Source organism: Candidatus Deferrimicrobiaceae bacterium, from assembly GCA_035256765.1.
Lineage (GTDB): Bacteria > Desulfobacterota > Deferrimicrobia > Deferrimicrobiales > Deferrimicrobiaceae > CSP1-8.
Map to the genome: position 1 here is coordinate 1 of DATEXR010000077.1, position 2,682 is coordinate 2,682.

Genomic DNA, 2,682 nt, shown 5'->3' on the forward strand with positions numbered 1-2,682 from the left:
TTCCGGAAGACCAGAGGAATCCGCGCTCTCCGTCGGCCGTCGTCCCGAATCCGACCGCCTCCCCGCGCCCGTTGAGACACGTCACCCGGGACTCGATCCACCCCGGGGGATGGATATCGGTGTACGAATAGGATTCTCCAAGGGCGGAAGAAGGGAAAAGACAGGGGGTGAGAACAAGGAGCAGGAGAAGCGATTGCCAAGGGGTTGATTTTCGTACGTTCCCGATGAATTTTCGCATTCTGCCTGATACAAGAGCAAAATCCGGTCCAAATCCATAAAAAATAAATCCCATTGATTTTATTGAACTATTTCCTGAACGGAAAAAGGACGCCAGAGCAAAAGAGTAAAATATTTCCTACTATTCCTAAAATCTGGGAAAATGTTTTTCCTATTCAGGGAGTTCGCAAACCCTACCTTTGCCGATGGGTGAGAAAAAGCGGACTTGCGTGTACCGTCTCGTAAATAGCTTGACGCACCGAGAGCGTCGATGCGCCGCGCCAGCAAGGCGCGCGACTGAGGCATACCGTTGAGTATGGTGAAGAAGCGCAACGAAGCTGGAGCGAGGGGCCTGTCCCCGGAAGGGTCGGCAGCCGAGGCGAAGCGGATGCGCCGTCAGACCGCGAAGGACGACCGAGCACGGCGCAGGCGTACTTATCGGTACGCCGAGCCGGGCGCAGGGAGTCCGACAAAGGGCTGGCGGGGCGTTCCCTCGCCGCAGGCGCCGGTCGCCAAAAGGGCTGCCTTTTCTGCTGCGACAAGCGATCCCCGGGCTGCATCGGGCGTGCTCGCCTCGGGTCTCCCTTGTCTCGCGACGAAACCCTTCCGGGAACCGGCCCCCTGCAGCGGCGCTCGAATGCAACCGTATTTGTGAAACGGAGAACTTCGTGCTGCGTCTGGTAAGACGGTCATCCGGCCGATGCCCTGAGCTGTTTCCCCTCCCGGTGCCCGGTGATCGCGTGCGGCTTCCTCTTCGCTAAGCGGGCGACCTGCGACCGCTCGCTTTAGCGAGGCGCGTCGGGAGGAAAATCTTCCTGCACCGACAAGGAAACAATCTCCCCCCCGTTTTCATCTAACAAGAAAACGATCTTGGGGAGAAGAAAAGCATGGGCGACCTGGACATCGGTCTGGCGATGGTCACGGCAAGAATCGCAACGTCCGAGATGCAGAGAGAGCAGGAACAGGAAACCCGGAAAAACCGGGAAAAAGGGGCGACCTTGCGCGGGTCGGGAAGAGACGCGGGCTCAAAGCGTTCCCTCCGGGGGGTGGAGCTGGAAGTCGTGAAGGGGGAACTCGTCCTGGTCCCCTCCGTCATCCCTTGCCGTGCAATCGGTCCAACAGGGATGTCATCCGCACCAGATGGGCTTGCTCCTCCCGGGCGAGCGACCGGAATACCTCTTTGGATCGTTCGTCCCCGACCTCCCTCCCCATCTTGATATACCGGTCCAGGGAGTTCGCCTCCATCGCGATGGCGAATTCGAGGATCTCCCCCTGCGGCTTTCCCCGGGCCCACGAAAGCGCATCGCCTAACGGGATCCCCCCCTCCAGGAACGTGCCGGCCTCCATCCCATCCGGCGGCGCGGGTTCCTCCTCCCTCCCGGATGACCGGGCGTAAAGTTCCCGAAGGGTGTGCTTGTGCCGCTCCTCCGCGAGAACCAAAGATTGGAAGAATGCGGAGTCTTCGCCCGACGCCTCCTTGGCGATCCGCTCGTAAAAGGCCCGGTTCCCCTCCTCGAGAGCAACGGAAAGGGAAATCAGCTCTTCGACCCCCGACGCCCGGGAAAAGTACGCAAGCCCCGCCTCGCACGCCCCTTCCGCCACGAGGCCGTTCCAGGCGTTGATCCCTCCCGCCATGCTGTAGACCCCGGTGAAGCCGGCCTCCTCGAGCGTCGCCGCAGCGGCACGGCTGCGGACATCGGACCTTCAATAGGTGATGGTCGGCTTCTCCCGGTCGAGTTCGTGGAGGCGACTTCCGAGTTCGGCGATCGGGATGAGCCGGGCGCCCGGAAGATGCCCACCCTCGTACTCCCCCGGTTGCCGGACATCGATGAGGTTGCATTCCCCGACGCCCTTTTCCCTAAGGAAAACGAGGACATCATCTGCGGTCCACGTGGAAACGGGCTTGAAGTAGTCGAACCGTCCCATTCCGCTCCCTCCTTCCCGGACGAACCCCTTCCGCACGAAAATACCGCGGCCGTCGCCCATGTTCAATATCGTGAGATAGGCACCCCCGGGATCGAACCGGCGCAGAGGCCTTCCCTCAAGAAACGCGAGCAGATTCCGATGGAGGATGCGGTTCTGTCGGACGGCGTAGACTCCGACCCGGGCCAGCGGGGTTCCCTCGAGTGAGATGCAGTCCCCGCCCCCGAACAGTTCGAGGTGCCGGACGCTTCGATCCCCCAACGGGCAAGGGAGGCAAGTGCCAGAGCCCGCGCCTTCGGAGGGTAATCCTCCAACACGATGGACCGGGACACGAGAGTGATGCGGGCGATCCGCCCGCTCTCTCTTCCGAGACGCCCCAGGTTGGCGGCGATCTCGACCCCGGCGGCCCCGCCGCCCACCACCGTCGCCCTGACGGACGTCACCGTCACCCTTCTGAAAAGGAAAGACCTCCTCGATCTCCTCTCCTCCCATCCCTCCTTTTCGCGGAATTTCACGAAGATGCTCTCCACGCGGCTCCTCCGC

At 61.7% G+C, this 2,682-nt stretch carries 3 protein-coding genes; 1 reads left to right on the top strand and 2 read right to left on the bottom strand.

Annotated features, from left to right (window positions below):
- Positions 1 to 1,308: 1,308 nt before the first annotated feature.
- Together VJ307_02365 and VJ307_02370 are read right to left on the bottom strand one after the other, a co-directional pair.
- Entirely contained in the window at positions 1,309 to 1,851 is a 543-nt protein-coding gene (locus VJ307_02365; GenBank protein ID HJX72972.1) for a ferritin family protein, read from the bottom strand.
- A gap of 69 nt (positions 1,852 to 1,920) precedes the next feature.
- Positions 1,921 to 2,400: a rhodanese-like domain-containing protein gene (locus VJ307_02370; GenBank protein HJX72973.1), complete on the bottom strand. Its 480-nt coding sequence runs from the start codon at positions 2,398 to 2,400 to the stop codon at positions 1,921 to 1,923.
- Positions 2,401 to 2,457: 57 nt separating this feature from the next.
- Here VJ307_02370 and VJ307_02375 point away from each other — a divergent pair.
- The coding region (locus VJ307_02375) for a hypothetical protein (GenBank protein HJX72974.1) at positions 2,458 to 2,682 on the top strand (225 nt) is incomplete at its 3' end.